The 26,343-nt window shown below is 63.7% G+C and carries 27 protein-coding genes and 1 pseudogene; 14 read left to right on the forward strand and 14 right to left on the reverse strand.

The genetic code is table 11. The annotated features are described in order from the left end of the window. The first annotated feature begins 20 nt into the window (after window positions 1-20). From thiM to thiD, 3 genes are read left to right on the forward strand one after another with little or no spacing between them, the layout of a single operon-like run. Window positions 21-836, forward strand: a complete 816-nt coding sequence (gene thiM / locus P9292_RS36305) for a hydroxyethylthiazole kinase (protein WP_309963914.1) — start codon at window positions 21-23, stop codon at window positions 834-836. A gap of 11 nt (window positions 837-847) precedes the next feature. Next, the gene (thiE, locus tag P9292_RS36310; RefSeq protein ID WP_309963916.1) at window positions 848-1,489 is read left to right on the forward strand and encodes a thiamine phosphate synthase; all 642 of its coding nucleotides are present in this window, start codon (window positions 848-850) and stop codon (window positions 1,487-1,489) included. Window positions 1,490-1,505: 16 nt separating this feature from the next. Beyond that, the gene (thiD, locus tag P9292_RS36315) at window positions 1,506-2,318 is read left to right on the forward strand and encodes a bifunctional hydroxymethylpyrimidine kinase/phosphomethylpyrimidine kinase (protein ID WP_250464463.1); all 813 of its coding nucleotides are present in this window, start codon (window positions 1,506-1,508) and stop codon (window positions 2,316-2,318) included. Between the two features lie 23 nt (window positions 2,319-2,341). Here the strand turns inward: thiD and P9292_RS36320 are convergent, their stop codons facing one another. Genes P9292_RS36320 through tsaB form a run of 4 tightly spaced genes read right to left on the reverse strand, consistent with a single transcriptional unit; the run spans window position 2,342 to window position 6,054 of the window. Further along, window positions 2,342-3,634 carry a DUF1853 family protein gene (locus P9292_RS36320; RefSeq protein ID WP_309963918.1) on the reverse strand — a complete coding sequence of 431 codons (1,293 nt, stop codon included), beginning with the start codon at window positions 3,632-3,634 and terminating at the stop codon, window positions 2,342-2,344. Continuing rightward, entirely contained in the window at window positions 3,634-4,791 is a 1,158-nt protein-coding gene (locus P9292_RS36325) for a uracil-DNA glycosylase family protein (protein WP_309963920.1), read from the reverse strand. Before P9292_RS36325 ends, P9292_RS36320 begins: the two co-directional genes overlap by 1 nt. Continuing rightward, the gene (rimI, locus tag P9292_RS36330; protein WP_244827734.1) at window positions 4,778-5,272 is read right to left on the reverse strand and encodes a ribosomal protein S18-alanine N-acetyltransferase; all 495 of its coding nucleotides are present in this window, start codon (window positions 5,270-5,272) and stop codon (window positions 4,778-4,780) included. The genes P9292_RS36325 and rimI overlap by 14 nt, the downstream gene beginning before the upstream one ends. Continuing rightward, complete coding sequence (gene tsaB, locus P9292_RS36335) at window positions 5,269-6,054, reverse strand: tRNA (adenosine(37)-N6)-threonylcarbamoyltransferase complex dimerization subunit type 1 TsaB (protein ID WP_309963922.1); 786 nt, start codon at window positions 6,052-6,054, stop codon at window positions 5,269-5,271. Before tsaB ends, rimI begins: the two co-directional genes overlap by 4 nt. A 175-nt stretch (window positions 6,055-6,229) precedes the next feature. Between tsaB and P9292_RS36340 the strand changes: the two genes are divergently transcribed. From P9292_RS36340 to aceA, 3 genes and pseudogenes are all read left to right on the forward strand, one after another. Further along, a complete protein-coding gene (locus P9292_RS36340; RefSeq protein ID WP_244827732.1) occupies window positions 6,230-6,499 on the forward strand; it encodes an acyl-CoA-binding protein in 270 nt (89 codons plus the stop codon). 467 nt (window positions 6,500-6,966) lie between these two features. Continuing rightward, window positions 6,967-8,613 carry a DEAD/DEAH box helicase gene (locus tag P9292_RS36345; RefSeq protein ID WP_250464456.1) on the forward strand — a complete coding sequence of 549 codons (1,647 nt, stop codon included), beginning with the start codon at window positions 6,967-6,969 and terminating at the stop codon, window positions 8,611-8,613. 385 nt (window positions 8,614-8,998) lie between these two features. Next, window positions 8,999-10,307 (forward strand): annotated as a pseudogene (gene aceA / locus P9292_RS36350) (isocitrate lyase). An 85-nt stretch (window positions 10,308-10,392) separates the two neighbouring features. Here the strand turns inward: aceA and P9292_RS36355 are convergent. Continuing rightward, window positions 10,393-10,827 carry a universal stress protein gene (locus tag P9292_RS36355; protein ID WP_244827729.1) on the reverse strand — a complete coding sequence of 145 codons (435 nt, stop codon included), beginning with the start codon at window positions 10,825-10,827 and terminating at the stop codon, window positions 10,393-10,395. A 67-nt stretch (window positions 10,828-10,894) separates the two neighbouring features. Next, window positions 10,895-11,797, reverse strand: coding sequence for a LysR family transcriptional regulator (locus tag P9292_RS36360; RefSeq protein WP_309963926.1), 903 nt, complete (start codon window positions 11,795-11,797; stop codon window positions 10,895-10,897). 138 nt (window positions 11,798-11,935) lie between these two features. On the opposite strand from P9292_RS36360, the gene P9292_RS36365 reads away from it, so the two are divergent. From P9292_RS36365 to P9292_RS36375, 3 genes are all read left to right on the forward strand, one after another. Then, on the forward strand, window positions 11,936-12,703 hold the full coding sequence (locus P9292_RS36365; RefSeq protein WP_250492253.1) for a haloacid dehalogenase type II: 768 nt from the start codon (window positions 11,936-11,938) through the stop codon (window positions 12,701-12,703). 55 nt (window positions 12,704-12,758) lie between these two features. Continuing rightward, complete coding sequence (aceB, locus tag P9292_RS36370; protein ID WP_309963929.1) at window positions 12,759-14,375, forward strand: malate synthase A; 1,617 nt, start codon at window positions 12,759-12,761, stop codon at window positions 14,373-14,375. A gap of 168 nt (window positions 14,376-14,543) precedes the next feature. Further along, entirely contained in the window at window positions 14,544-14,804 is a 261-nt protein-coding gene (locus P9292_RS36375; protein WP_244828011.1) for a DNA-binding protein, read from the forward strand. A gap of 39 nt (window positions 14,805-14,843) precedes the next feature. Here P9292_RS36375 and P9292_RS36380 read toward each other — a convergent pair whose 3' ends face one another. Then, complete coding sequence (locus P9292_RS36380) at window positions 14,844-15,134, reverse strand: putative quinol monooxygenase (RefSeq protein WP_244827725.1); 291 nt, start codon at window positions 15,132-15,134, stop codon at window positions 14,844-14,846. 457 nt (window positions 15,135-15,591) lie between these two features. After that, complete coding sequence (gene bamC, locus P9292_RS36385; protein ID WP_244827724.1) at window positions 15,592-16,785, reverse strand: outer membrane protein assembly factor BamC; 1,194 nt, start codon at window positions 16,783-16,785, stop codon at window positions 15,592-15,594. Here bamC and P9292_RS36390 point away from each other — a divergent pair. The 3 genes from P9292_RS36390 to P9292_RS36400 all read left to right on the forward strand — a co-directional run bounded on the left by P9292_RS36390 (window position 16,784) and on the right by P9292_RS36400 (window position 19,050). Next, the gene (locus tag P9292_RS36390) at window positions 16,784-17,101 is read left to right on the forward strand and encodes a hypothetical protein (RefSeq protein WP_309963932.1); all 318 of its coding nucleotides are present in this window, start codon (window positions 16,784-16,786) and stop codon (window positions 17,099-17,101) included. The two genes, bamC and P9292_RS36390, sit on opposite strands and share 2 nt — an antisense overlap. Window positions 17,102-17,242: 141 nt before the next feature. After that, the gene (locus tag P9292_RS36395) at window positions 17,243-17,716 is read left to right on the forward strand and encodes a DUF2844 domain-containing protein (RefSeq protein ID WP_244827723.1); all 474 of its coding nucleotides are present in this window, start codon (window positions 17,243-17,245) and stop codon (window positions 17,714-17,716) included. Window positions 17,717-17,730: 14 nt separating this feature from the next. Further along, entirely contained in the window at window positions 17,731-19,050 is a 1,320-nt protein-coding gene (locus P9292_RS36400) for a DUF3443 domain-containing protein (RefSeq protein WP_309963936.1), read from the forward strand. A gap of 65 nt (window positions 19,051-19,115) precedes the next feature. Here P9292_RS36400 and pcaC read toward each other — a convergent pair whose 3' ends face one another. Genes pcaC through P9292_RS36430 form a run of 6 tightly spaced genes read right to left on the reverse strand, consistent with a single transcriptional unit; the run spans window position 19,116 to window position 24,293 of the window. After that, window positions 19,116-19,502, reverse strand: coding sequence for a 4-carboxymuconolactone decarboxylase (gene pcaC, locus P9292_RS36405; protein WP_244827721.1), 387 nt, complete (start codon window positions 19,500-19,502; stop codon window positions 19,116-19,118). After that, window positions 19,499-20,293, reverse strand: coding sequence for a 3-oxoadipate enol-lactonase (gene pcaD, locus P9292_RS36410; RefSeq protein ID WP_309963937.1), 795 nt, complete (start codon window positions 20,291-20,293; stop codon window positions 19,499-19,501). Before pcaD ends, pcaC begins: the two co-directional genes overlap by 4 nt. Before the next feature lie 27 nt (window positions 20,294-20,320). Next, window positions 20,321-21,679 (reverse strand): 3-carboxy-cis,cis-muconate cycloisomerase, encoded by a 1,359-nt coding sequence (locus P9292_RS36415; protein ID WP_309963939.1) that lies wholly within the window; start codon window positions 21,677-21,679, stop codon window positions 20,321-20,323. A 4-nt stretch (window positions 21,680-21,683) separates the two neighbouring features. Continuing rightward, window positions 21,684-22,886 (reverse strand): 3-oxoadipyl-CoA thiolase, encoded by a 1,203-nt coding sequence (gene pcaF / locus P9292_RS36420; RefSeq protein WP_309963941.1) that lies wholly within the window; start codon window positions 22,884-22,886, stop codon window positions 21,684-21,686. 33 nt (window positions 22,887-22,919) lie between these two features. After that, complete coding sequence (locus P9292_RS36425; RefSeq protein ID WP_244827717.1) at window positions 22,920-23,576, reverse strand: 3-oxoacid CoA-transferase subunit B; 657 nt, start codon at window positions 23,574-23,576, stop codon at window positions 22,920-22,922. Window positions 23,577-23,588: 12 nt separating this feature from the next. Continuing rightward, entirely contained in the window at window positions 23,589-24,293 is a 705-nt protein-coding gene (locus P9292_RS36430; protein WP_244827716.1) for a 3-oxoacid CoA-transferase subunit A, read from the reverse strand. Window positions 24,294-24,513: 220 nt separating this feature from the next. Between P9292_RS36430 and P9292_RS36435 the strand changes: the two genes are divergently transcribed. Both P9292_RS36435 and P9292_RS36440 read left to right on the forward strand, forming a co-directional pair. After that, window positions 24,514-25,326 (forward strand): IclR family transcriptional regulator, encoded by an 813-nt coding sequence (locus tag P9292_RS36435; protein WP_309963943.1) that lies wholly within the window; start codon window positions 24,514-24,516, stop codon window positions 25,324-25,326. Window positions 25,327-25,401: 75 nt separating this feature from the next. Continuing rightward, a complete protein-coding gene (locus P9292_RS36440; RefSeq protein WP_309963945.1) occupies window positions 25,402-26,325 on the forward strand; it encodes a LysR family transcriptional regulator in 924 nt (307 codons plus the stop codon). Window positions 26,326-26,343: the final 18 nt, after the last annotated feature.

A 26,343-nucleotide genomic window follows, 5' to 3' on the forward strand; every position in this document is an offset into this window, starting at 1 on the left:
TCGGCTAATCTTCTTCCATCATGCTTTCCGCCGATCTCTATTCCTTCGTCACGCGCGTGCGCGGTCATGCGCCGCTCGTGCATTGCCTGACGAATCTCGTCGTCACCAACTTCACGGCCAACGTGCTGCTTGCCATCGGCGCCGCGCCGGCCATGGTCGTCGCGCGCGAGGAAGTCGGTGAATTCGCGCCGATCGCGGGCGCGCTCTCCGTCAATCTCGGCACGCTCGATGTCCCGCAGTCCCGCGCGATTCGTGCCGCCGTCGATGCCGCCAACGGCGCCGGCAAGCCGTGGGTGCTAGACCCGGTCGCGGTCGGCCCGCTCACGTTCCGCACGGAATTCGCGCTCGAACTGCTCGATCTCACGCCAGCGGTCATACGCGGCAACGCATCCGAGATCATCAGTCTCTCGGGCGGCGCTGCAAGCGGACGCGGCGTGGACAGCACCGCCGCCACCGACGCCGCGCTCGACGCCGCCCAGATCCTCGCGCTCAGGACGCAGGCAGTCGTCGCGGTGACGGGTGCCACCGACTACATCACCGATGGCCGGCAGGTCGTCGCGCTTTCGAACGGCTCGCCGCTGATGACGCGCGTAACCGGCGTGGGCTGCGCGCTCTCGGCGACGGTCGCGGCGTTCATCGCCACCGCGACATCGCGCGATGAACACTTCGCGGCGACGGTCGCGGCCATCGCCTGTACGACGATTGCGGGCGAACTCGCCGCGCGCGATGCCGCCCTGCCCGGCAGTTTCGCGGTCGCGTATCTCGACCGGCTGGCCTCACTCGACGAGAACGCGTTCGGGCAGACGCTCGTCATGCGCGACGTCGCGCTTTCCTGATCGCTCGGCAAATGCGGCCTTCCTTCGATCTTTCGCTTTATCTCGTGCTCGATCCCGCGCAGTGCGGCGGACACGCTGCGGCGCTTGCCGTGGCGCGCGCGGCGCTCGAAGGCGGCGCGACCATCTTGCAATTACGCGCGCCCGAGTGGCACAAGCGCGCGTGGTACGAGCTCGCGCGCGATCTGCTGCCGCTCACGCGTGCGCATGGCGTGCCGCTCATCATCAACGATCAGGTGGATGTCGCGCTTGCAGTCGGGGCCGATGGCGTGCATGTCGGGCAGCGCGATCTGCCGGCCGACGCCGTGCGGCGCTTGCTGGGCGCGGATGCGATCATCGGTTTGTCGGTGGCCGATCGCGCCGAACTCGACGCGGCGAACGCGCTACGAGGAACCGTCGATTACCTCGGCGCGGGACCGGTGTACGCCACGCCGACGAAGACCGATGCATCGGCGCCATGCGGTATCGATGGCCTGGCTGCGCTCGTCGCCGATGCGCGTTTGCCCACGGTGGCGATCGGCGGCATTCAGACGCACAATGCCGCGGATGTCAGGCGCGCGAAACCCGCGGGTCTTGCCGTCGTCTCCGCAATCTGCAAGGCGGCCGATCCCCGCGACGCGTCGCGCGTCTTGCGCGAGATCATCGAACGCGCCTGAACCTCACCGTCACCTTATGGCCGATACGAAAACCATCCCCAACGTGCTCACCATCGCCGGTTCCGACTCGGGCGGCGGCGCGGGTATCCAGGCCGATCTGAAAGCGTTCTCCGCGCTCGGCGCGTACGGCGCAAGCGTCATCACGGCGCTCACGGCGCAGAACACGTGCGGCGTCACGGCCGTGCATGCGCCGGAAGCGGCGTTCATCACCGCGCAACTCGATGCCGTGTTCGACGACATTCGCATCGACGCGGTGAAGATCGGCATGCTGGCGAACGCGGATATCGTGCGCGCTGTCGCCGATGCGCTCAGGCGGCATAAGCCGACGCATGTCGTGCTGGATACCGTGATGATTTCCAAGAGCAATCACGCGCTCCTCGCGCCGGAAGCGGTGGCGGCGTTGCGCGACGAACTGCTTCCGCTTGCCACGCTGGTGACGCCGAATCTGCCGGAGGCGGCGGCGCTGCTCGGCTCGACGCCGGCCGTCGACGAAGACGAAATGGTCCGTCAGGGCGAAGCGTTGCGCTCGCTCGGCGCGCGCGCGGTGCTGATGAAAGGCGGCCATCTTGTTTCGGCCGATAGTCCCGACTGGCTCGTCGAGGCAAGCGGTTCGATGCGGCTTAACGGTGCGCGCGTGCCGCTCAAGAATACACACGGGACGGGATGCACGTTGTCGTCGGCGATTGCGGCGCTGATTCCGCAAACGGACGATCTCGCGAGCGCGGCGGCTGAAGCGAAGCGCTATCTCACGGGCGCGATCGAAGCGAGCGCGCGGCTCGATGTCGGGCACGGCGTCGGGCCGGTGCATCATTTTTATCGCTGGTGGTAGCGGTCGGCGCGCGCCTGAACGCTCTATAACCGCGCCGCCGCAAAGATCCGCGCGCGCTCCGGCCAGTCGTCCGGCACGATAAAGCCGCGCGATTCCTCGCTCCAGTTGCCCGCATCATCGCGTCGATAAGCCGCGATCATCGTCGGCATGGCAATCTCTTGCAGACGCGCATGAATCACCGATGCCTCGGCCAACAACGCGTTCGCATCGTCTGCGCGGAGCCGCCGCGAAGCCAGCCACGCGAGTCGTGGCTGCACGATCCACGCGCGCTCATAGTGGGCATTGCTTGCCGTGCCACGCTTCTCGCGCCAGTCGGATGCCGTCATCCACCAGCCGCGCAAATGCTGCTCGCCGATCTCAGGCGCGCTCGCGACGCCTTCATCGCGATAGAAGAGCCGCCCCTTGATGAACAAGCGCGGCTCCCACGGTCCTTCGTAACCCAGCGCGATGAACTCAGGACGCGCCGTCAGCGTGGACTGATGCGTCAGCAAGCGCGCATGTTTCAGATCGAAGCGATCCTGCAAGTTCGGTCCCACGTAGTCGGAGAGTCGTGAACTTGGCGACGCGGCGTCAGCGTCGCCGTTTTGCGCGGCGCGTTCACCGGCGAAGCGATCCGGCAGACGCGCACCGGACGGCGCGTCGATCTCGCCACCGCTTTGCGCGGCGCGTTCACCGACAATGCGGCCTGGCAGACGCGCGCCTGACGGCGCGTCGAGATCGCCACCGCCTTGCGCGGCGTGTTCACCGACGAAGCGATCCGGCAGACGCGCGCCGGACGACGCGTCGATATCGACACCGCCTCGCGCGGCGTGTTCACCGACGAAGCGATCCGGCAGACGCGCGCCTAACGACGCGTCGAGATCGGCACCGCCTTGCGCGACAGGTTCGCCGATATGCAGATAAAACTTCACCGCGAGTTCCCAATGCAGCCGCGCGCCGTCCGCCGTTTCGAGCAGAAAATCGCATTCGCCGATGGTGCGACGCTGACGCCGTATCTGCACGTTCGCGGCGATCAGGCGCGCCGCCGGCCCGTGCGCCAGGAAGAATTCCAGCAGGCTTTCCGCATAGATGCCGAGCCGAGTGCTCTTTGGGTTGCGCGTGTGGGCGTGGAGCGCGTCGGGCGCGGCATCGAGTTCGGCGAGCCACGCGAGCGTCGTTCGCCGCATTGCTTCCGAGTCGAAGGGATGAGCGAGCCGCGCGCCCGCATGATGCTCGTCGAGCAAGTCCGGCGAGAGTAGCAGCCACGCCAGATCCCGCACCGTCGTGTCGCCGAAACCATCGACGATGCGCGCGAAATCCGGCGATGGCGCCGACATCAGCGGCCGCCCTTTCGTCCTTCCTGCGCGCCCGCCTCGACGCCGAGCGCGGCGAGCGCATCCCGGTACGTGCCGCGCGCGAGGCACAGATCCGCCCAGGCCTTGGCCTTGTCGGGCAGGCTGCGCAGCAGATACGCGGGGTGATACGTGACCACCACCGGCACGCCGCGATATTCATGCACGCGGCCGCGCATCGACGCGATGCTGCCGTCCGTCTTGAGAAGACTCTGCGCCGCGAAGCGCCCGAGCGCGACGATGATTTTCGGCTTCACGAGCTCGACCTGACGTTGCAGATAAGGCTCGCAGCGCGCGACTTCCTCGGGTTCCGGATTGCGATTGCCGGGCGGACGGCACTTCAACACGTTGGTGATGAAGACGTTCGACTCGCGCGACAGTTCGAGCGCGCGCAGCATGTTGTCGAGCAGCTTGCCGGCCTGGCCGACGAACGGTTCGCCTTCCTTGTCCTCGTTCTCGCCGGGCGCCTCGCCGATGAGCAGCCAATCCGCTTCGCGGTCGCCGACGCCGAACACCGTGTTGGTGCGGCGCTCGCACAGGCGGCAGCGTTCGCAACCGGCAACGCGCGCGGCGAGCGTGTCCCAATCGAGCGTATGGATGTCGCTCGGGGCGTCGGCTGCGGCGGGCGACGGTGCGTAAAACGGCGCATCGTCGGTCCACGGGAGATCGTCGTAGGCTTCGAAAGGGGCTTCGTGGTCTTGAGGCGGGCTTGGTTCGCGTGCGGCGCGTGCCGGTTCGCGATCGGCGCGAGTGACGGCTTCGGCTTCGCGTAAGCGCGGTTGGTGGGCCAAGGCATCAGGCGATGCGTCTTGCGCACGACCCTCAGGCGCTTGATTCGGCAGCGAATCGCGCGAGGTTGGGCTCGCCACATTTCCCTGATGCGTCGCCGATGCGTCGTGTGGATTGGCCGCCGGAAGAGGCGTCAACCGCGCCTCCGATGTTTTCGAAGCCAACGATGCCGCCTTATCTGCATCCGGACTTGCCACTTCGCCACGCGACGAACGCGAAAGCCGCGCCTCGACTGCAACTTCCGATGGCAACGTCAAGGAAGCCGAAGACGCGCCACCCGCGTCGCTCACCCGCCGCCGCACCCACACCGGCCCGAAGCCGAGTTCTTCCACAAGCAGATCATCGAGCGCCATGCGCACTCTCCTTCGGAAACGACAGACGCATGACGATTGCGTCCTCGCGCGAACGGTGCCGCGCGGGATAATAATTCTTCCGGCGCCCGATGGCCACGAAGCCAAAGCGCTCGTAAAGCTGAATGGCACGCGGGTTCGACGGCCGCACTTCGAGCAACACGCCTTCGAGCTTTTCCGTGCGCGTGATGCGCACCGCCTCGCGCAACAGCGTGAGCCCCGCTCCAGCGCGCTGCGCACTCGGCGCGACGCACAGGTTGAGCAGATGCATTTCATCGACGACCGGCATCAGCACGCAATAGCCGATGAGCGTGCCCGTCACATGCCGCAAGCACACGCCGTAATAACCATTGCGCAACGAGTCCTGAAAATTGCCGCGGCTCCACGGAAACTCGTACGCCATCTTTTCGACGGCGGCGACTTCGTCGAGATCGGCCTCGGTCATCGGCGTCAGATACCGGTCCGCCAGCAGCACGCCGCTCACCGCAGCGCCCCCTCGCCCGATGCGGCGCGCGCCTGCATGCGCTCCGCCGTCGTTTGCGCCACCTTGTCGCGGATATAGTCGGGTGCGGCCAGTTCAGGTGCAATCGCCCGTCCCGCGCGCCATTCGCGAAGCGCGATCAGCGCGACGGGAAGCGCGTGCGGCAAGGCATGACGATCGACGACCGTCGCGGCTGCAAGCGCGGGAAAACGCTCGCCAAAAGCCGTTGCAGCGTTGCCCGCGAGCGCAAAGGGGACATCGGGAAGCGGTACGGCCGCCGGTGCATCGAGCGATGCGGGATGCAGCGTGCGCCATGCGCCCGTTGCATCGTCGAACTCGAAGTCGGCCCAGTAGACTTCGTCCATGCGTGCATCGAGTGCGACGAGCACGCGCGCTGGCAGCGCTGCGTCGTGCAGGCGCGCCGCTTGTGCGCATGCGAAGAGCGTGCTCACGGGCACGACCGGCACGTTCAAGCCGAACGCCAAACCCTGCGCGACGCCTGTCGCGGTGCGCAATCCCGTGAAGGAGCCCGGACCCGCGCCGAACGCGATCGCCGAACATTCTGCAAGCGTGACGCCAGCGTCCTCGCACAACTCGCGCACCGCGGGCAGCAGCCGCGTGCTGGATACCGCGCCCGTCGCCTCGTGGCGATACCAGACGCGTAGGTCGTCGTGTACGTATTGCGGGGCGACGGTATCGGAAGGAGAAGAAGAATTGGCGAGCAAGAGCGCAACGGAGCAGAACTCCGTCGAGGTATCGAGGGCGAGCAGAACGGTGCGTGTCATAGCCGGTATTGTAATGCGGGACCCGCGACGCTTTCGCGCCATCTGAATCGGCGCGACGCGTTTTCGGCGATGCGTGGGCTCTGGAGGCTTCGCTCGGTTCGAAGAAAACCTCGACCCATTCGGGAGAATGCGCTTGCTAAGATCGGCAGCCCAAAGACTCGCAGGAGAAACGCGCATGACCGAGATCGATCAGCAATTCGCCCAGGCGCAGAATGATGTCACGCAGTTGACCGAGCGCCCCGGCAATCTCACGCTGCTGCGCCTGTATGCGCTATTCAAGCAAGGCAGTCTCGGCGACGTTCAAGGCGACAAGCCAGGCTTCACCGATATCGCCGGCAAGTACAAGTACGAAGCCTGGGCCGCGCTCAAAGGCACACCCGCCGACGACGCCAAGCGGCGTTACGTGGAATTGGTCGATTCGCTCAGACGCGGCGACGCTGACTAATTCACGAGCTAAGTATGCCGGCGCGCTTTAATGCCCGAAATTGGCGCGCAGGTGCTTCATCATGTGGCGCGGTGCAACAAACTACGATATACTAGCGGTCAGCGCTTGACTGTAAGTTGCATCACCCGAGAAAGACCCAAGCAAGATCGGTGATCCTCCGAGCAACAAAGCGTTTCGTAGCGTTTTGCCCCAATCCAGTTTAGAAACTGTCCCCTCCCTGCCAGGCCGTCTGCGTGTTGTATTCGCGCGTTGTGTTGTTCGCATCTATCGGCCCGTCATGCATCAGGCTGACGTCAGCGCCCCTCGGGTCTGCCGTATCCTATACAGCTTCTAAAAAGATTCTCGCCGCTTATGCGTGCGAGTGGCCCCCGTTTTTCGATTTGCTCGCTGTTTCTTCGCTCGCTGAATCCAACGACCTGGGTATGCCGATTGGCGCCGACGCCTCATTTCCCGTTTCAAGGATCGACATGACTTCGAGCATTACCCCCAGCCCGTTGGACAACATCGCAGCACAAGCACTAGACCTCCCCGCAGCACCCGCAGTACAAGCCGTGGCACAACCCGAAGGCCCGACGTTCGAGTCGCTTGGCCTGTCCGCCGACATCGTCTCCGCGCTGACCGCCGCAGGCTATCAGTCGCCGACGCCGGTTCAGCAGCGCGCGATTCCCGCAGCGCTCGCCGGCCGCGATCTGCTCGTCTCCAGCCCGACCGGTTCGGGCAAGACGGCCGCGTTCATGCTGCCCGCCATCGAAAAATTCGCGCAAATGGAGAAGCTCCAGGCGCAGCAACCGCGCGCCCCGCGTGACCCGAATGCCAAGCCGGTGCGCCGTCAGCAACCCGTCGCGCGCCCGCGTCTGCTCGTGCTCACGCCGACCCGCGAACTCGCCATGCAGGTTTCCGCTGCCGCGACGACCTATGGCCGTCATCTGAAGCGTCTGCGCACGGTCAGCATTCTCGGCGGCGTGGCTTACGGCCAGCAATTGATGCTGCTTGCGAAGAACCCTGAGATTCTCGTCGCCACGCCGGGTCGCTTGATCGATCACCTCGAACGTGGCCGTATCGACCTGTCGACTCTCGACATGCTCGTGCTCGACGAAGCCGACCGCATGCTGGACATGGGCTTCATCGACGACATCGAAACGATCGTTGCCGCCACGCCAGCTTCGCGTCAGACGCTGCTGTTCTCGGCCACCATCGACGGCAAGATCGCTTCACTTACCGGCCGTCTGTTGAAGGACCCTGAGCGCATCGAGATCGTTCAGAAGCTCGAAGCGCGCGACAACATCGCGCAACACGTGCATTACGTCGATGACCGCGATCACAAGGATCGTCTGCTCGACCATCTGCTGCGCGACGAAGGCCTCGATCAGGCAATCGTCTTCACGGCGACCAAGAGCGACGCGGACCTGATCGCCAACCGTCTGTCGGACGCTGGCTTCGATTCCGCCGCATTGCACGGCGACCTGCCGCAAGGTGCACGCAATCGCACGATCCGCGCGCTGCGCGAAAAGCGCGTTCGCGTGCTGGTCGCGACCGACGTGGCTGCACGCGGTATCGACATTCCCGGCATCACGCACGTGTTCAACTACGATCTGCCGAAGTTCGCGGAAGACTACGTGCACCGTATCGGCCGCACGGGTCGCGCGGGCCGCAGCGGCATCGCGGTGAGCCTCGTGCATTACGCTGAAATCGGCGCGCTGAAGCGTATCGAGCGCTTCGTGCGTTCGCCGCTGCCGGTGAACGTCGTGGTCGGCTTCGAGCCGCGCAAGTCGCCGCCTAAGGGTGGTTTCGGTGGCGGCGCTGGCGGCCGTGGTCGTCCGGGCGGCGGCAATGGCGGCGGTCGTCGCTTCGGCAGCGGCGGTGGCAATGGCGGCAGCGGTAACGGCGGTGGCCGTGGGTACGGCGCATCCAACGCCAGCGGATACGGTAACAAGCCGAGCACCGGTTCGCGCGAAGGCGGGTATCGCGGTGAAGGCGGCGGCTATCGCGGCACCAACGCCGGCGGCAGCGAAGGCGGTTATCGTGGCGGTTCGCGCGATGGCGGTTTCGGTGGCCAGCGCGACGGTTTCGCCCGCCGCAGCGATGGTCCGCGCGCCCCGCGCCGCGGCAGCTAAGCCTTGATCGCTTAAAGGGCAGAGCGGCTATAAAAGCCCTTTGCCCGATTGCACAAAAAAAACCGATGCCTCGCGCGTCGGTTTTTTTTCGTCCGCTCGCCATATTTCACGATGTGCAATGATCTTTTGCGTCGCAAAAGACGTGCTGCGCGGCACAACGTCGGGCATTGCAAGATGGAAAACCGTATTTCGCATCGTAGAAATATTATTCCATCTCCCTGTATTTTAACGAAAATATTTATACGCAAATCTCTCTGCAGGGACTGTGTTGCGGGCGGCAATTTGCCTAGACTCTTATATAAGAGTTGAGCAAACGAAACCGCCGACGTCGGCGCACGAAGCTCAAATCGCCAAGGAACTCAGTTCAATCTCAAGGAGAAACGCCATGACCTCACGTCAACAGCAAGCCCAACAACTCCATCAGGAATGGGAAACGGATTCGCGCTGGAAAGGTGTCAAGCGCAGCTATTCGGCGGAGGACGTGGTGCGTCTGCGCGGCTCCGTGCCGGTCGAGCACACGCTCGCGCGGCGTGGCGCTGAAAAGCTGTGGGCGTCGATTCATGAAGAGCCGTTCGTCAACGCGCTTGGCGCATTGACTGGCAATCAGGCGATGCAGCAGGTGAAAGCCGGCCTCAAGGCCATCTACCTGTCCGGCTGGCAAGTCGCGGGCGATGCTAATGTCGCGGGCGAGATGTATCCGGATCAGTCGTTGTATCCGGCGAACTCGGTGCCCCTCGTCGTGAAGCGCATCAACAACACGCTTACGCGCGCCGATCAGATTCAATGGTCCGAAGGCAAGAATCCGGGCGATGCCGGCTGACGTCGATTACTTCGCGCCGATCGTCGCGGATGCCGAAGCCGGTTTCGGCGGCGTGCTCAACGCCTTCGAACTGATGAAGGCGATGATCGAAGCCGGCGCAGCGGGCGTGCACTTCGAGGACCAGTTGGCGTCGGTGAAAAAGTGCGGCCACATGGGCGGCAAGGTGTTGGTGCCCACGCGTGAGAACGTCGCGAAGCTGACGGCCGCGCGTCTTGCCGCCGACGTCTGCGGCACGCCGACGCTCGTCATTGCGCGCACGGATGCCGAAGCCGCCGATCTCGTCACGTCCGACATCGACGACAACGACAAGCCGTTCCTGACCGGCGAGCGCACCGTGGAGGGCTTCTATCGCACGCGTCCGGGGCTGGATCAGGCAGTGTCGCGCGGCCTCGCCTACGCGCCGTATGCGGACCTCGTATGGTGCGAAACCGGCAAGCCGGACCTGGAATACGCGAAGAAATTCGCCGAAGCCATCCACAAGCAGTTCCCGGGCAAGATGCTCTCGTACAACTGCTCGCCGTCGTTCAACTGGAAGAAGAATCTGGACGACGCGACCATCGCCAAGTTCCAGCGCGAACTCGGCGCAATGGGCTACAAGTTCCAGTTCATCACGCTCGCGGGTTTCCACGCGCTGAACTATTCGATGTTCAACCTCGCGCACGGCTACGCCCGCTCGCAGATGAGCGCCTTCGTCGAACTGCAGCAAGCCGAATTCGCTGCCGCTGACAAGGGTTTCACGGCGGTCAAGCATCAACGCGAAGTGGGCACTGGCTATTTCGATGCCGTCACGCAAACGGTCGAACGCGACGCATCGACGACCGCGCTGCATGGATCGACGGAAGACGAGCAGTTCTTCGACAAAAAGGTCGCGTAAAAGCGGCAGGCTGAATCAGGGAGCGCAGTGAAACCGACGGCGGCCATGGCGACATGGCCGCCGTTTTTCATTTCACCGTGACCTGTCACCGATAGACGATGACCGGAATCTTGGTATGCGTGAGCACGCGCTGTGTCTCGCTGCCGATCAGGAGACTGCCAAGCCCGCGTCTGCCGTGCGAGGCCATCAGGATCACGTCGCAGCCGTTGCCCTCCGCCGCCTCGATGATGCCGATATACGGCGCCGCGTCGATGCTCGTCACGCTGTCGCACGCCACGCCTGCCGCGATCGCCGCGCGTTCGACGGCGCGCAGATGATCGCGGGCTTCGCGTTCGGCGCGCGTGTGGAAGTCGTCGGGTGGTTCGACGGCGACATCGGCGAAAGGCGAATAAGGGTATTGCGGCAGGCACGCGTAAGCCGTGATGCGTGCGCCAACGGATTGCGCGAGGTCGATCGCGCCGTCGATGGCCTTTTGCGACAGTTCGGAACCGTCCGTCGGCACAAGGATGTGTTTGAACATGGCGTCCTCCTTCGGGCGTCGGTGCGTGCTTTCATTCTAGTGCCGCAAACGCGCGATCAAGGGCGGTTCATCCCCAGTATCCCGAAGCGTTATACGTATGCTTGAGCAGATCGAGAAAAAGACGCACACGCAACGGCAAGTGCCGGCGTTGCGGAAAAACGGCGTGGATGCCGATAGGCGGCGCGGCGAACGCATCGAGCACGCTCTCGAGGCGTCCCGCGCCGATATCCTCGCCCACCTCCCACCACGACCGCCACGCGAGCCCGCGCCCTTCCATGCACCACTCGTGCAGCACGGCGCCGTCCGAGCACTCCATCGTGCCGGAGACTTTGATCGTCACTACCTTGCCATCTTGCTGAAACACCCAGCCGCGCTGCTGATTCGCCGATGCCCCAAGCGCGAGACAGTTGTGATGCGCAAGCGCCGCGAGGTCCGCGGGTTCACCGAATTTCGCGAGATAGTCGGGCGACGCCACGCACACGCGCCGGTTCTCGCCGAGTTTGAGCGACACGAGCGACGAATCCGGCAACTCGCCGAGACGCACGGCGCAATCGAAGCCTTCGTTGACGAGATCGACCATGCGGTCGGTGAGATCGAGGCTCACGGAAACGTCCGGATGCAGCGACGTGAATTTCGGCACGAGCGGCGCGACGTGACGCCGCCCGAAGCCCGCCGGCGCCGACACGCGCAGATGCCCGCTCGCCTTCACGCCGCCCGCCGACACGCTCGATTCCGCGTTCTGCATGTCGTTGATGATGCGCTGGCAGTCTTCGAGAAACGCCGAGCCTTCGAACGTCAGCGTGATCTTGCGCGTCGTGCGCACGAGCAGCTTGACGCCGAGCCGTTCTTCCAGCGCGTCGAGCCGCCTGCCTATTACCGCGGGCGCGATGCCTTCCGCCTGCGCTGCCGCCGACAAGCTGCCTTTTGCCGCAACGGCCGCGAACGTCTCAATCTGCTTGAATCGATCCATGCGTTTTTTTCGTCAAATGCGGGACTCGCGCTCAGATTAGGTATTAAAAAGTAAAAGATCAAGTGATCCGGCGATGCTTTTTCCTTCACTACGATCACCAATACAATCCAACCCGACCTCTACATGGAGCGCACGGCTATGTCGGCCATAACGACACACCCATCTCCCCGCGCAGTGATTTTCGATGCCTACGGCACGCTCTTCGACGTTCACTCGGTCGTCTCGGTGGCCGAGCAACTGTTTCCCGGCAAGGGCGAGCCGCTCTCGCAGCTCTGGCGGCAAAAGCAGATCGAATACACGCAGTTGCGCACGCTCGCCGATCCGTCGGGTAGCCATTACGCGCCGTTCTGGGACATCACGATCGATGCCCTGCGCCACGCCGCCGCCCGCCTCGGTCTTGCCGATGCGCTCACCAGCGCCGCCGAGAAGCGTCTGATGGACGAATACGCCTGCCTGTCCGCGTTCCCCGATACCGTGACCGCGCTCAAACAATGGCGCGAGCGCGCAGGCATTCCCCTCGCGATCCTGTCCAACGGCAATCCGCCGATGCTCGATATCGCCATCAAAAGCGCGGGCATGACGGGCCTCTTCGACCACGTGCTTTCCGTCGATGCGGTGCGCGCCTACAAGCCCGCCGCCGCCGCGTACGAACTCGGCACGCGCGCTTTCGGCGTGGCGGCGCGCGAGATCGTGTTCGTGTCGTCGAACGGCTGGGATATCGCGGGCGCGACCTGGTTCGGCTACACAACGTTCTGGATCAATCGCGCCGGCTTGCCGGTGGAAGAACTCGGGCTCGCGCCACGTGCAACGGGACGCGGCATGGCCGAACTGATCGAATTCATCGAAGGTGGATGCAAGCCACAGGACATTCCCTTACGTGGTGCGCGCCGGGCGCCGCGCAACTGATTTACCGCTTTACCGCTACAAGCAAAACCGTCTGACCGACCAAGGAGATTTGAACATGACGCAGACATCGCAATCGCATCCGCTCTCGTTGCCCGAAGGCATGCGCATCGCGGCCGAGATCAAGCCGGGCTTCGAAACCGTCCTCACGCCCGAGGCGCTCGCGCTCGTTGCATCGCTGCATCGCCGTTTCGAGCCGCGTCGCCGCGAACTGCTCGCCGCGCGTATCGACCGTACCCGGCGGCTCGATGCAGGCGAGCGTCCCGACTTCCTCGCATCGACCGAATCGATTCGCGCAGGCGACTGGAAAGTGGCGCCGTTGCCGAAGGACCTGCAATGCCGTCGTGTGGAGATCACCGGTCCGGTCGAGCGCAAGATGATCATCAACGCGCTCAACTCCGGCGCGGATTCGTACATGACCGACTTCGAGGATTCGAACGCGCCGAGTTGGGACAACCAGATCACCGGCCAGCTCAATCTGATGGAGGCCGTGCGCCGCACCATCTCGCTCGAACAGAACGGCAAGTCATACAAGCTCAACGACCAGGTCGCCACGTTGATCGTGCGTCCGCGCGGCTGGCATCTGGATGAGAAACACGTGACGGTCGATGGCGAGCGCGTCTCGGGCGGCATCTTCGACTTCGCGCTGTTCCTGTATCACAACGCGAAGGAACTGATCGCGCGCGGCAGCGGCCCCTACTTCTATCTGCCGAAGATGGAGAGCCATCTCGAAGCGCGTCTGTGGAACGACATCTTCATCGCGGCGCAGGAAAGCGTGGGCATTGCGCGCGGGACGATTCGCGCGACCGTGCTGGTCGAAACCATTCTCGCCGCCTTTGAAATGGACGAGATTCTGTACGAACTGCGCGAACATAGCTCCGGCCTGAACGCAGGCCGCTGGGATTACATCTTTTCCGCGATCAAGAAGTTCAAGAACGATCCAAACTTCTGCCTCGCCGATCGCGCCAAGATCACGATGACCGTGCCCTTCATGCGCGCATATGCGCTCGAATTGCTGAAGACGTGCCACAAGCGCAATGCGCCGGCTATCGGCGGCATGGCGGCGCTGATTCCGATCAAGAACGATCCCGCCGCGAACGAAAAAGCGATGGGCGGCGTACGTTCCGACAAGGCGCGCGATGCCACCGACGGTTACGACGGCGGCTGGGTCGCGCATCCGGGACTCGTGCCCATTGCGATGGAAGAATTCGTGAAAGTGCTCGGCGACAAGCCGAATCAGATCGCGAAGCAGCGTGACGACGTACGGGTGAGCTCACACGATCTGCTCGATTTCCGTCCGGAAGAGCCAATCACCGAAGCCGGTTTGCGCAATAACGTGAACGTGGGCATTCACTATCTCGGTTCGTGGCTCGCGGGCAATGGCTGCGTGCCGATCCATAATCTGATGGAAGATGCCGCGACCGCCGAGATTTCGCGTTCGCAAGTGTGGCAGTGGATTCGTTCGCCGAAGGGCAAGCTCGACGATGGCCGCAAGGTCACGGCAGCGATGGTGCGGGAGATCACCATCGATGAACTCGAGAAGGTGAAGCAGTTGGTCGGCGGCGCGGGCAGCGATACCAAGCCTTACGAACGCGCGGCCAAGATCTTCGAAGAGATGTCGACTTCGGCGCAGTTCACCGAATTTTTGACCCTGCCGCTTTACGAGGCGATCTGACCCGCGAAGGTTGAGTCGTTCATCGCGAAACGTGCATTGCGAACAAACGGCCTGCGGGCCGTTTGTTCATTGAGACGTGGCGAACGAATTGCGCATGGCGTGTGCTACATTGCGCATCGTCTTTTTAACGATTCAACCGTGGAGCGCACTGACCGTGCGAACGACAGCATGAGCAATATCCAGCTCGATATCGAATGGACCGAGGCGGCATCGCGCAAAATCGAGAAACTGATGCCGCGCAACGCCAGCAAGGACGCCTATCTGGCACTGCCGCCGGTCGAATGTTTGCCGATGGAAGGCGATGTGCTTTTCCTCGGGCCGTCAGGCAAGCAGCAACCGTTTATCGTGGCCGAGCGTCAATATCATCACGACGGCGATGCGGACTGGACCATCATTCTGATCCTCGACGTCCCGCACGAAACGCACTAACGACCCAACGGCATCCGCGCCGTTCATTCACGCCGCAGTTCAGAGAATCTTGCCTGCGACGTGAACCTCGCCGTGCTCGGCCAGTTCCGGCGACTTGGCGCGAAACGCCTGGATATGCGCGGACTTGCCGTGCTCGGCGAGTGCCTCTTCGCTTTCCCAACGCTCGACGAAGATGAAGCGGCGCGGTTCCTTCACATCGCGATGCAAGTCGTATTGCAACGCGCCGCGTTCCTTGCGAGTCGGCTCCACATTCGCTTCGAGCACTTTCCTGAGTTCCTCTTCCTTGCCTGGCTTCGCGACAAAAATAGCGACGACTGCGACTTCCGACATAAGTGTTCTCCTCGTTTCAATGTTGGGATGGAACGCGAAGCATAACCGCGCGCGGCGCACTTTGCCGTTTTCGATCCACAAAGAAAAAACCCGCGTTCCGAATGAAACGCGGGTAAAAACCGTCGCCCTACGAGGATAGGCGACGGGGCCATCGGGGTTCGCGAGAACGCGAACCATTATTCGTTTGTCCTGTACCGGCGCTTCGCTGTACCGTGTTCGCCGATGACGTAATGTACTGTCCACTCGGTCGTTTTCTATAAGCTTTTGCGCACATAGCGCGATAGAAAGAATCCTCTGCGCAATAAGCGCGGAACGCTCGCATATGCGTTCAATCGCACGACCGATTTTTTCGCTATCGGCTTAACTTGTCGCGCCGAGAAAGGTTGACGAAAAAAAACCGCCTCGATAACGAGGCGGTTTGCACACGATGACAGCCCGAAGGCTGCGAACGCGATGATCAGCCGATCTGACCGGCCAACAAGGCCATGATCTGACGCGCTTGCGGCGACGAATCGAGTTGACCTTTGTCGTCGACGATTGCTACGCGTGTTTGCTGTTCGGTAACCGCGCGCACGTTGACCTGATATTGCTTCGCGACCATTTCCTTGCGGCCGTGGAACACTTGGCTCCAAAAGCCCTGCTCGGCCGATGTCTTGTCGTTCGGATCGACGTAGCGCACGTAGTAGACGCCACGCCCACGGTCGCGATCGTCCACGGTGAAGTTCGCCCGATCCAGCGCGATGCCCACGCGCAGCCACGCGCGGTCGTAAGCTTCGGGCAGGGTCAGCTCCGATGTCGTGGCTTCGGGTACGGCTTCGTTGCGAATGGGGCTGTTGCCTGCGTTGGCCGCGTTCTGCGCGGCAACCGATGCAGCCTTCTTGTCGCCAGCCTTGGCGCTCGCCGCCGCGGCGGTCGCGCCCGGCAAAGACGTGCCGCCCGCTTGACGCGTGTCCGCGTTGGTAAGCGAAGTCATCAAACGGCGCAGGTATTCGTTTTCGAGCGCGGGGTCGTTCGGACGCGCCTGCCACTGGCTCGTGTCGTTGTTTACGCCGGTCAACGCTTCACGCATGCCCTTCTGGCTGATGAACACGTACGTGCCGCCGTTGGGCGCCGCTTCGAGACGCGTGCGGTATTTGTTGCGCTCGGCCGTGACATAGGAATTGCCCGTGGCCTTGGAGAGCGTGTCGCGAATCAGGCCATCTGAAATTTGCGGATGCGTTTCGTTCCAGTCGGTTTCCATCACGCCTTTATCGCGTTGATCGACGACGAGCAAGAAGCCCTGCTCTTGCCAGAACCGGCGGATCTGCGGCCAGACCTGATCGGGCGCGCGGTCGTCGACGACGAGCCAGCGCTCGGCGCCATCGCGCTGAATGCGCATGCCCGTGATCGGCGGCACCACCGTGGGCGCGGTGGGTGCGACCTTCTGGACTTGCTGCAGATCGGAAAGGGATGTCTGCCCGCCCTGTGGCGGCAGCGAACGCTGATCGACGGCTTCGTCGAGCAGGTTCGGCGGATTCGCGAGGGTTTCCTGCTTGGAGCGCTGATCGCTCTTGTAGTTGATCGCGTTAGGTGAAGACGTGCCGCAACCCGCCACGATTCCTGCCACTGCGACGACCGCAGCAACCCGCCTGGTTACACGAAAATCTGTCATGTCTGGAAAGTCCTTCCGCAACGCCACGGGTTCTTCCGTGGATCAACCCAGCATTTTACCGGTCTGGCGGTGTCTCTGGCAAAAAGAGGCTGGTTTCGTTTTCTGCGACGCTCGTCGCGATATTGATCCACGGAAACTGGCTGCTCTTTTGTCGCTGAGATTTGTTGGCAATTCGCCATCGGCAGCGAATGCGCTTTTGTTGCGGTCAAAAGGCATGGATGCACCCAAGCCATTAAAACGTCTTCGCCTCGAAATGACAATTTATGACAGTCTCAAAAATAGGCGATTTGGCTTTTCGAGCTTCGTAACGTACTGATTTTCAAGGCACCACGCCCGTCTTTCGAAGGCTTTTCGCGGCTTTCGAGTGCCTCGGGCGACGGTATCGCCCATCCCCTTCTTCCCTCTAGAATCGCTCTCAAAATTAAGACTTATCTGAGTGAAACTGAGAGAGGAACACGTGACTACGCCAAGACATACGCTAAGAAATCCTCATTACCTCGCGGCGGCCTGCATCGCGCTCGGCGGATCGATGGCCGCGCCTGCACAAGCGCAACTCGGCGCGATAGCGCGCAGCGCCGTATTTTCGCCAGGTGTCGTCGCGCATCGATCGACGCACGGCCTGCTCGATTACGTCGAAACGACGGACGCGAACGGCATCGTCGTGCGCGAATACGTCGCGGCCAGCGGCGCCGTGTACGCAATCTCCTGGCGCGGACCGGCCATGCCCGACACCGAAGCGCTGCTCGGCGCGTACTTTCAGCGCTTCAAGGACGGCGCGAACGCTTCGTCGGGCGATGCCGGTCTGCACGCGACGCGCATCGCGAATGGCGATCTCGTCGTCGAAAATCACGTGCGGCTGCGTGAGTTCAGTGGCCGCGCATGGCTCGTGAGCGCGCTTCCAGTTGGCGTATCCACCGCCGATATTCAATGACGTTGGAGGCACGCATGCCTATTCGCACGCATCTCACGCTTCTTATCGTCACCGCACTGGCCTTGACCGCATGCGGCGGTGGCGGCGGTTCCGACAGCGCCACGCCGGCACCCGCGGCACCTGCACAAGCCAGCGCGCCCGCGACGGCCAGCGCGCCGGGCACGGCAAGCGTCCCGGCCGCGGCAAGCGCCGCCAGCAGCGCCAGCGCGGCATCCGCACCGAGCGCCGACTCCACCACCGTTGTGCAATCGACCACGCCGAACGTGCAGACCATCACCGTCACCAGCACGCCAACTCGCACGCGCAACATGCTGCAGACGAGCGTCACTATCTGCGTGCCGGGCACGAATACTTGCCAGACCATCGACAACATCCAGGTCGATACCGGCTCGCACGGGCTGCGCGTGCTGGCGTCGGCACTGAACTCGCAAATCGCGCTGCCGCTCGTCGCGGCAAGCGGTTCGAACGGGATCGTCGCCGAATGCTCGGTGTTTGGCACCGGCTACACATGGGGCGCCGTGCGCACCGCCGATGTGCGGCTCGCCGGCCAAGTCGCGGGGGCAACCTCCGTGCAGTTGATCGCCGATGCATCGACGCCCACGGCGCCCGCCGATTGCGCACAGTCCGGCCTGCCGATGCTCGACGCATCGAAGCTGCGCGGCAACGGCATTCTCGGCGTCGGTCCGTTCACCGCCGATTGCGGCGCGGGCTGCGCCGCCTCCGCCATGCCACGCTGGTACTACACCTGCAACGCGGGCGGCGGTTGCACGGCGAGCAGCTTGCCGGTTGCGCAGCAGGTGACCAATCCGGTCGCCAATTTCGCCGCCGACAACAACGGCGTGCTGATCGAACTCCCCGCCATTCCAGCCGCAGGCGCATCCGCGGTCACGGGGACGATGACCTTCGGCATCGGTACGCAGGCGAACAATCTGCTTGGCTCGGCGACGGTGTTGAAATCGAGTTCGTCTTCCGGCTATGTGTCGACGAGCTTCGGCGGCAGTCAGTATGGGACGAGCTTCATCGACAGCGGATCGAATGGGTTGTTCTTCCCTTCGACGAGCATCACGACATGCGGCGCGTGGTATTGCCCGGCGGCGACGCAAGCCTTGAGCGCGACCGTGCGTTCGACGAGCGGCATCACGACCGACGTCTCGTTCAGCGTCGCGCAATCGACCACGTTGATCGCAAGCGGCAATTTCGCGTTCAGCAATCTCGCCGGACCGTCGAGCGGATACTTCGACTGGGGCTTGCCATTCTTCTTTGGGAGACGCGTGTTCACGGCGCTCGAAGGACGCGCGACGCCCGCAGGAAACGGGCCGTATTACGCGTTCTGAAAAGCCGAGGGCCGTTCGCGATGAACGGCCCTCGGCTTGACATGCCGCAACAGGCGGAAAGCTACTTACTTCTTCTGCGCCTCTTCCTCGAAGATCTTCTGCGCCAGATGGAACGCTGAGTTCGCGGCCGGCACGCCGCAATACACGGCCGTCTGCAACAGCACTTCCTTGATCTCGTCCTGCGTCACGCCGTTGTTCTTCGCGGCGCGCAGATGCAACGCGAGTTCCTCGCCACGATTGAGCGCGACCATCATCGCGATGGTGAGAAGGCTGCGCGTATGACGCGGCAAGCCATCGCGCGTCCAGATTTCGCCCCACGCATAGCGCGTGATGAAGTTCTGGAAATCCGTGGTGAGATCGGTGCGGTTGGCAAGCGAGCGGTCCACGTGCGCATCGGACAGCACCGCGCGGCGCACCTTCATGCCGGCTTCGTAACGTTCGTCATCAGTCATGGTTGTTCTCCGAGAAAGTCGAGCACGGCGCGCGTGTAATCGTCGCGCTTCTCGATGTTCGACAAATGCGCCGCGTCCAGTTCGACGTAGCGCGCGCCTTCGATATAACCCGCCAGTTCGCGGCCCTGCTCGGCTGTCGTCGACAGATCGTGCGTGCCTGCGATCACGAGCACCGGCAGCGCGATGGTCTTCGCTTCGGCGCGCAGGTCGGCGTCGCGGATCGCTTCGCAATTCGACGCGTAGCCTTCGCCCTCCGTATGCCGGAAGACATCGCGGATGTTGGCGAGCACGAGCTGTTCGCGCTCGATGAACGGCGCAGTGAACCAGCGCGCGATCACGGCGTCGGTCAGCGACGGCATGCCGCCTGCTTCACGCGCTTTCGCGGCGCGCGGCGTCCACACCGCATCCGAGCCGATGAGCGCCGCCGTGTTCGACAGCACCACGCGCGAGAAACGTTCGGGATGACGCGCGGCGAGCCCGATGCCCGTGAGTCCGCCCATCGACAGACCGCAGTAATGCGCGCGTTCGATACCGAGATGATCGAGCAGCCCGACGACATCGCCGATCAACTGATCGACGGTGTACGGCCCCGCTGGCGCGTCCGAATGGCCGTGGCCGCGCGTGTCGTAACGCACCACGCGGTAGTGCTCGGCGAACGCTTCGACTTGCGGCGTCCACATGGAGACATCGGCGCCGAGCGAATTCGACAGCACGAGCCACGGGGCGTCATGGCCCGCGCGGGCATCGACTCGATAGTGAATCCGGGTACCGTTGATAGCGGCAAGGGGCATGCTGTATCGCTCCTGAATCTTGTGCGCTCACGCGTTCGCGCGATGAAGCTCGAGCGCGGCGTCGACGAAGGCCTGTGCCTGACCGGCGTAATTCGCCGGATCGAGCAAGGATTTCAACTGTTGTTGCGAAAGATGCTGCGTGACGGTTTCGTTCGCGGCGAGCACTTCGAAGAGAGACTGGCCGCTTGCCACCGCCGCCTTCGACGACTGCTCGACGAGCTTGTGCGCATCCAGCCGGCCGATGGCGTCGCCGAGCGCGAGCATGACCGCTTCGCCGAGCACGAGACCGTTGGTCGCGTCGAGATTCCGCGCGAGCCGCGCGACGTTCACTTCGAGACCCGGCACGATGCCCTTGATATTCGACAACGCGCCCGCCGTAAGCCGCGCGAGATCGGGCAGCGCTTCCCATTCCGCCTGCCAGCCGCCGAGCGCGCGTTCGTGTTCCTGCACCATGCCCGCGAAAATCGTCGCGACGAGATTGGGCGCGCGCGTCGCGGCAGTCAGCACCGCCGCGCAACCCACGGGATTGCGCTTGTGCGGCATGGTGGACGACCCGCCCTTGCCTGCCGCGGCCGGCTCGGCCAGTTCGCCGAGTTCGGTCTGCATCATGAGCGAGATGTCGCGCGCGATCTTGCCAAGCGTGCCCGTGAGCATGCCGAGAAACGCCGCCGCCTCCGCGATGCGATCGCGTTGCGTATGCCAAGGCAGCGCGGGCAGGGCGAGCTGAAGTTCATCGGCGAGCGACTGCGCCACCGGCAAGGCCTTGTCGCGCAGACTCGCCAGCGTGCCCGCCGCGCCGCCGAATTGCAGCACGAACACGCGCGATTTCAGTTCGTACAGACGCCCGCGATGACGCGTCACCGCATCCAGCCATTGCGCGAACTTGAGACCGAGCGTGATTGGCAGCGCCTGTTGCAACCATGTGCGGCCGATCATCGGCGTCGCGTGATGCTTCTGCGCTTGCTGCGCGAGCGATGCCGCGAGTTCGCGCAGATCGGCATCGATCAGTTCGAATGCGGCGCGCAGTTGCAGCATGACGCCCGTGTCGATGATGTCCTGACTCGTCGCGCCCCAATGCACGTACTTCGCGGCCTCGGCGTCGCCGGCCTTCACCACGGCGGTCAATTGCTTGACGAGCGGAATCGCGAGATTGCCGCCGGCGGCCGCGCCGGTCATCAACGCGCCGGCGTCGAGGTTGTCGGCATTGCACCCGGCGACGATCGCATCGACCGCGCTCGCCGGAATCACGCCATGCTCCGCCGACGCACGCGCGAGCGCCGCTTCGACATCGAGCATGGCCTGCACCGTCGCGCGCGCCGACCATAGCGCGTTGGCGGCCTCGTTGCCGCAGATGAGATCCGTGAGACGACCGGTCGAGGCGAACATGTCCTTAGACACGCTCGATGACCATCGCAATGCCCTGGCCCACGCCGATGCACATGGTGCAGAGCGCGAAGCGCCCGCCCGTGCGCTGCAACTGATAGCTCGCGGTCGTCACGAGCCGCGCGCCGGACGCGCCGAGCGGATGTCCAAGCGCGATCGCACCGCCGTTCGGGTTGACGCGAGGATCGTCGTCGGCAATGCCGAGCATGCGCAGCACGGCGAGCCCTTGCGAGGCGAAGGCTTCGTTCAGTTCGATCACATCGAACTGGTCGATCGTCATGCCAAGGCGCGCCAACAGCTTCTGCGATGCGGGCGCCGGTCCGATACCCATCACGCGCGGTTCGACACCCGCGGTCGCGATGCCGAGAATGCGCGCGCGCGGCGTGAGGCCATGACGCTTCGCGCTTTCTTCGTCGGCGATCAGCATGGCGACGGCGCCATCGTTCACGCCCGACGCGTTGCCCGCCGTCACCGAGCCGTCCGGACGCACCACGCCCTTCAGCTTCGCGAGCGTTTCGAGACTCGTCTCACGCGGATGCTCGTCCTGCGACACGACGAGCGCGTCGCCCTTCTTCTGCGCGATGCTGACCGGCGTGATTTCCTGCGCGAGCGTGCCGTCCTTCTGCGCGTGCGATGCCCTCTGCTGACTGCGCAGCGCGAACGCGTCCTGATCGGCGCGGCTCACCTTGTAGTCGTCGGCGACGTTCTCGGCGGTTTCGGGCATCGAGTCGACGCCATAGAGCTTCTTCATCAGCGGATTGACGAAGCGCCAGCCGATGGTCGTGTCGTGAATCTCGGCCTGACGCGAGAACGCGCTCGTCGCCTTGCCCATCACGAACGGCGCACGGCTCATGCTCTCGACGCCGCCCGCGATCAAAAGGCTCGCCTCGCCCGACTTGATGGCGCGCGCCGCGATGCCGACCGCATCCATGCCCGAACCGCACAGGCGGTTCACCGTCGAACCGGGCGTGCCCACGGGCAAGCCCGCAAGCAACGCCGACATGCGCGCGACGTTGCGATTGTCTTCGCCCGCCTGATTCGCGCAGCCGTAGATCACTTCCTCGACGGCTTCCCAGTCCACTTCCTTGTTGCGTTCGACGAGCGCGCGCAGCGGCACGGCGCCCAGGTCGTCGGCACGCACGGAAGACAGCGAACCGCCGTAACGGCCGATCGGCGTGCGGATGGCATCACATACGAAAGCTTCTTTCATCGGTCAACTCCAGTTATCTCTCAGGCGAAGCGTTTATGCAGCCTCGGACAGCGGCACGTATTGCAGCGGCACCTGGGCCAGCTTTTGCAGTTCGTCGAACGACAGACCTTCCACCATCTCGCGCACGACAAAGCCTTCCGGCGTCACGTCGAACACGGCGAGGTCCGTATACACGCGATCCACGCACTGTACGCCCGTCACCGGATAAGAACACTCGGCCACGAGCTTGCTCTCGCCTTGCTTCGTGAGCAGTTCCATCATCACGTACACCTGCTTGGCGCCGATGGCCAGGTCCATTGCGCCGCCGACGGCGGGAATCGCATCGGGTGCGCCGGTGTGCCAATTGGCGAGGTCGCCCGTCGCCGAGACCTGGAACGCGCCGAGCACGCAGAAGTCGAGATGGCCGCCGCGCATCATCGCGAAGGAATCGGCGTGATGGAAGAACGCGCCGCCCGTCAAGAGCGTGACGTGCTGCTTGCCGGCGTTGATGAGTTCGTCGTCCTCTTCGCCCTTCGCGGGCGCGGGACCCATGCCGAGCAGGCCGTTTTCGCTATGGAGGAAGATTTCGCGATCCGCCGCGAGATGATTGGCGACGAGCGTCGGCACGCCGATACCGAGGTTCACATACGCGCCTTCGGGAATGTCCGCGGCCACGCGGCGGGCCATTTCGTCACGGGAAAGTTTCTTCATGGCTTCGATCCTTCAGGATGCAAGTTCAGCTTCGAGTTCGGCGGCATGCACCGCCTGCGGCACTTCGACCACACGTTGCACGAAGATGCCCGGCGTCACGATGTTCTCGGGGTCAAGCTCGCCGAGCGGCACGACCTTCGACACCTGCACGATGGCGGTCTTCGCGGCGCTCGCCATGATCGGCCCGAAGTTGCGCGCCGTCTTACGATAGACCAGATTGCCCCAGCGGTCGCCCTTATAGGCCTTCACGAGCGCGAAGTCGGCGTGTAGCGGCGCTTCGAGCACGTAGTGCTTGCCGTCGATCACGCGAGTTTCCTTGCCTTCGGCGAGCTTCGTGCCGTAGCCGGTCGGCGTGAAGAATCCGCCGATGCCCGCGCCCGCCGCTCGAATGCGCTCCGCGAGATTACCCTGCGGCACGAGTTCGAGTTCGATTTCGCCCGCGCGGTAGAGCGCGTCGAAGACGTGCGAGTCGGTCTGACGCGGAAACGAACAGATGATCTTGCTGACGCGCTTCGCCTTCAGCAAGGCGGCGAGACCCGTGTCGCCATTGCCCGCGTTGTTGTTGACGATGGTGAGATTGCGCGCGCCCTGTTCGATGAGCGCGTCGATCAGTTCCGAGGGCATGCCCGCCGTGCCGAAACCGCCGATCATGATGGTCGCGCCGTCCTGCACATCCGCCACCGCCGACGCGAGCGAGTCGAAAATCTTGTTGATCATTGCCGTACTTTCTCCTGTGTCGAACCGACTTGCGTGTCAGCGGCTGCTTGAAGCAAACGCATCTCGGGGTTTACCTGTGCGCCGACAAGCTTGCTTCGAAATGTTCGATATGCGAACATGGATTCGTTAAGCGAACATTGGCATGTTAGTCCCCGGTTCTTTGTCGTGTCAACGAAGCATGCGCGAAGTGCGGGTTTGTACGGGTCTTCACGCTTTCAATATGTCCACTCCAACGAATGCCGACGCGGATTCATCCGATAACCCCGCGCGTCCCGGCGACGCCTACGTGCAATCGTTCGCGCGCGGGCTCTCGGTCATCCGCTCGTTCGACGCGAACCGCCCGGCGCAAACGCTCACCGATGTCGCCGCCGCGACCGGCTTAACGCGCGCGGGCGCAAGGCGCATTCTCCTTACGTTGCAGACGCTCGGTTATGTCGAAGCCGACGGCCGCCTCTTCCAGCTCACACCGAAGATACTCGACCTGGGCTTCGCCTATCTCACGTCGATGCCGTTCTGGAATCTCGCCGAGCCGGTCATGGAAGAACTCGTCGCGCAAGTTCACGAAAGCTGCTCGGCGGCGGTGTTGAACGGCGCGGAGATCGTCTACGTGCTGCGCGTGCCGACCCACAAGATCATCACGCAAAATCTGTCGATCGGCAGCCGTCTGCCCGCGTTCTGCACGTCGATGGGCCGCGTGCTTTTCGCCGCGCTCGACGACGCGCAACTCGACGAAGCACTCGATGCCAGCGAACTCGTCGCGCGCACGCCGCACACCATCGTCGACAAGACTGCGCTCAGGGAATCGATCGCGCTCGTGCGGCGCCAGGGCTGGGCTATCGTCGATCAAGAACTGGAAGAAGGATTGATCTCGCTATCGGCGCCCATTCGCGACCGGCAAGGCCGCGTGATCGCCGCGCTGAACCTCTCCGGCAACGCGCAGCGCAAGAGCGCGAAGCAAATGGTGAAGTCGTTCCTGACGCCGCTGCAGGAAGCGGCGCAGCGCGTGTCGGACATGGTTGCGCGGCGTGGATGATCCGCGAGACACTCCATTATCCGCGAGGCGAATGCCGCATGACGCACTATATCGCCGGACGATAACGACGGCCGCATGACCGACCTCGACCTGAATCTGATCCCGTTCCTCGTCGCGATAGAGGAGACGCGCAACGTGAGCCGCGCCGCCGAGCGGCTCGGCGTGAGTCAGCCGCGCGTGTCGACGGCGCTCGGACGGTTGCGCGAATATTTCAACGACCCGCTGTTCGTGCGGACCTCGCGCGGCATGGAACCGACGCCGCGCGCCCTGGCGCTCGTGCCGGCGGCGCGCGAGGCGCTCGGGCGGATCGAACGCGGTTTGCTCGATACGCAGCACTTCGATCCCTCGTCGAGCACCGACACGTTCTCGATAGCGCTGTCGGATGTCGGCGAGATCGTCTTTCTGCCGCGCTTGTTGCAGGCGTTCGCAACCGAGGCGCCGCAAGCGAATCTGCGGTCTGTGTCGGCTTCACACGGCGATGTCGAGCGCGGACTCGAAGCCGGCTCGATCGATCTGGCGGTCGGCTATTTTCCCGATCTGCGCGGCAACAACTTCTTCCAGCAGCGGCTCTTTTCGCACCGGTTCATCTGTCTCATGCGGCGCGATCATCCCTTCGCGCACGAGCCTCTCACGCTCGAACGCTTCTGCGCATGCGGCCATGCGGTCGTGCGCGCCGAGGGACGCAGTCAGGAGATCCTCGAAAATCATCTCGACAAGGAACGCGTGCGGCGCCGCGCCGTGCTGGAGACGCCGCACTTCATGAGCTTGCCGTTCATTTTGTCGCGCACGGATCTCATCGCGACGGTGCCGCATGCGATCGGCTTCGCGTATGTGGCCGAACACGCGTCGATCACGCTCGCCGAGCCGCCGCTCGCGCTGCCGAGGTTCGATCTGCGGCAGCATTGGCATCGCAAGTTTCATAACGATCCACGCACGAGCTGGCTGCGCGGCGTCGTCGCCTCGCTCTTCAACGACGCACTCGACGAATGGCCGAAGTGACGGGCAGCTTTTCCTCGA

Source organism: Caballeronia sp. LZ001 (assembly GCF_031450875.1).
GTDB lineage: Bacteria > Pseudomonadota > Gammaproteobacteria > Burkholderiales > Burkholderiaceae > Caballeronia.